Origin of the sequence: Mesorhizobium sp. M7A.F.Ca.MR.148.00.0.0, from assembly GCF_003997735.1 — a bacterium.
Lineage (GTDB): Bacteria > Pseudomonadota > Alphaproteobacteria > Rhizobiales > Rhizobiaceae > Mesorhizobium.
Genome location: NZ_RZTB01000030.1, coordinates 1 through 3,285, shown reverse-complemented (window position 1 = coordinate 3,285; position 3,285 = coordinate 1). Strand labels below are relative to the sequence as shown.

The 3,285-nt window shown below is 63.9% G+C and carries 1 protein-coding gene; it reads right to left on the bottom strand.

All coding sequences use genetic code 11. The features are described from left to right. Positions 1-2,646, bottom strand: a 2,646-nt coding sequence (locus tag EOB49_RS14260) for an autotransporter outer membrane beta-barrel domain-containing protein (RefSeq protein WP_245472693.1), incomplete at its 3' end; no start/stop codon positions are given. Positions 2,647-3,285: the final 639 nt, after the last annotated feature.

Here is a 3,285-nt window from a genome sequence, read left to right as displayed (position 1 = left end):
GAGCAAACCGACACGCCAGCCGCCCACCAGCGTGTCGGCGCCCGCCAGCAGGCCCCCCGTCGAACGATCGAAGGCAGCGGCGTTGCCGTCGGAGTCCGTGCTGCCCCAGGACCCGAAAGCCTGGCCCCAGACGGCAAAGCGGTCGGTGTCGGCGGCGACCATTTCGGGACCGCCTTCGCCATAGGCCATGACCGGCAATGCGGCCGCGCCAACATCGCCGAAAGCGGCGCGGATGCGGCTGGTCGCTGCGTCGCGGACAAAGCGGCTGTCCTCGACCAGCATGCCCTTGGCCGAGGCGTGGATTTCCCCCGAAAGCTGGTCGAAGGCTGCCTGGGCTTCGGCGTCGGTGGCTAGACCGGCAACGGCATTGAACACAGCCCCACCGGTCAGGCTGTCCAGCCCTTCACCGGTGGCAATCTGGTTCGGCGTCAGCCCGGCATCGGCGAAGTCGCGCACCTTGGTCACGTCGAGATAGGCGTTGTTGGCATCATAGGTGTCGGTCACAGACAGGAATGGAGTGCTGGTGGCGCCGGTCACACCGTTGAACGTACCGGTCAGCCCGCCATTCGCCGTCAGCACTGTGTAGGTGCCGATGGCAAGGCCGCCGACACGCACCCCTAGAATCGCATCCGTGATATCGGCAGTTCCCGTGGTTGTGAATTTATCCGCGCTGGCACCGCTGACGTCGACGGCCAGCACCGAGCCAGCGGCGAAGGCCGCATTGCCACCGGTCTGCTCGGTGATGTCGCCAGCCACGTCATTCATCATGCTCAACTGGCCCTTGTTGGTGAAACTGGCCAAGCCGTTGAACGTCGTCGTCACGGCGACGGTTGCGCCGAGGTTGGCGGCATAAATGTTGTTGCCGATATTGTTGACCAACGTGCCGCCGCTGAACGCGTTGCTGCCGCCGGCGGTGGCCCAATTGCCACCGTTGGTGACGACATTGCCCACTGCTGCGCCCAGCTTGACCGTGCCGATCAGGGTCCCATTGTTGTTGAAGGCCACCGGGCCGCCCGATGCATCGATTGCCAGCGCCGCGGAGGTTTGCGCGTTGTTGCGCACCAGACCGCTTGTGGTGATGGAAATCGCCTGGCCCGCGGACGACACCGCCTTGATCGCGGCGTCGCCGCCTTCGACCGTACCTGTCGCCGTGATGGTGGTGGCGCCGGTTCCCCTGTTATCGGCATTGATACCGTTTTCGTGGCCGTTGACTGCCGTGACGTCGATCGTCAGGCCGCCCGTCGCGGTGGCGGCGTTGAAGGCGTATATGCCGTCGGCGCCTATTCCGGTCACCATGCCGGTCGCCGTCACGCCGGTGGCTCCGTTGCCGCTGTTGTAGGCGCGGATACCATTGGTCCCGCCGGTGACTGCCACGGCGTTCACTGTCAGGCCCGTACCCGTGGTATAGGCATCGATGCCGTTGTCGGCGGTTCCGGTCACCGTACCCGTCGCGGTCACGCTGGTGGCGCCAGTTCCGTTGTTCTGGGCAGAAATGCCGGCGAAGCCGCCATTGACTGCCGCCGCACTCACCGTCAGTCCGGCCCCGTCTGTGTAGGCATCGATGCCGTTGTTGCTTGCCCCAGTCACCAAGCCCGTCGCCGTAACGCTGGTGAAGCCTGTGCCGTTGTTGGTGACGGCGATGCCGCCCTTGCCGCTAACCGCCGCGGCACTCACCGTCAGGTCGGTCGCCGTGGTGCCGTTGGTGGCATAAATACCGTCTTCGCTTGACCCGGCTACGGCAGCCGTCGTGGCTATGATGCTGGTGGCGCCGCTGCCATCGTTCGAGGCAAAGATGCCGTACCGGCCGCCGGTCACCTTGCCGTAGGCGGTGACATTCAGATCGCTGCCAGCAGGGACGGTCGGGCCTGAAAAGGTCACGGTACCATTCAGAATCGTATTGACGACATCGAGTTGTTGTCCGCCATTGACGGCATGGATGCCGTCGCCGGTGCCGCCAGTCACGTCGCCATTGGCGGTGATGCTCAGGGCTGCGGTCGCCCCCTGGTTGATCGCGGAAATGCCGACATTGGTGCCGCTCACTTTTCCGGTGGTGACGTCGGCATCCGAGCCTAGCGAATAGACGAGGACGCCATAGCCATTGGCGCCGGTCGCCGTGATATCGCCGGTGGCGTTGACGGCGGTGGCGCCGTCGCCGGTATTGATGGCGGCGAGGCCGATCAGGGCGCCGGTCAAGGCACCATTGGTATCGATGGTCACTGCGCCACCCGGGTTCGGTCCGTAATAGGGAGGCGCCACCTGCGGAACCAGCGACACGACGCCAAGGCCTATGCCCGTCGAGCTTAGCGCCGAAGAATTGGCATCGGTATAACTGACCGCACCTTTGCCCAGTATGCCGAGCGCGAAGGGATCACTGGTGGAGACACTGAACCCAGGGTCAGTGGTAACAGCCGGATTGGCGGGCGCCAGCAGAAGGGTCAGCAGATCGCCTGCGTCGAGCGGCAGGCCGATTCCGGACGGCACGATTTGGCCGGTCGTGTTGACGCCGGAGCAGACATAGTTGGGTGGCGCCGCCGGCGTGCAGGCGGCGTCGGCATTTTGGCCCAAGCCGAGCAGCGTCGCCCCGGCCATCGCCGTGCTGACCAGCAAGCGGTTGCGATAGCGACGATTGCGATTGTTGAGATTCATGTAGTGCCCCAGCCCGATCCCTACAGATTGCCCTCGGCGGGAGCCGAAGCGATCATCAGTGTTTCCTGCCAATGGCTGATCGAATGCCGCCGGCTTTCCTAGTCGTCAAATGACGAGGGTCCGCCGCTTTGTGCCGCCAATGACCTCTTGCGGGGGCCGGACTGTTACATCGAGGATACACATTCCATTCGACTAATTTACCGGCGAGTGGGGCGACAAGCCGCACGAAAACCGTCGGCCCGAGCTACCTTGCACAGCCAGCCATGTTGCCCCTGGCACAACATGGCCGGCAGCAGCAAAGAGCCGGCTTCGAGCTTGATCCGAAGGATCAGCTTGTCGGCGCCGACGGTCCGCCTCTAGCCCGCGCCAACTGGCCGAGCCGACCATGACAGCGGTCTCGCCACGAAGCGCAGAAGGCACGATTAATCGAGGAGCCGATTTGGTTTGCCACCATCCATCTTGCTTTTGTGGATACGCTCCAGAATTGCGCGGGCAGCCTCGGCTCGCTCCTTCGGCCGCCCGGTCAGAAGCTGGCCTCTCAGTGAAGCCGGCATCTCCATCTCGCAATCCAGACCCTCCATGCATTGGTCGGGTCGAGTATGCAAATGTACCTCTGGAGCCTTTTTTCATCGGTCAACT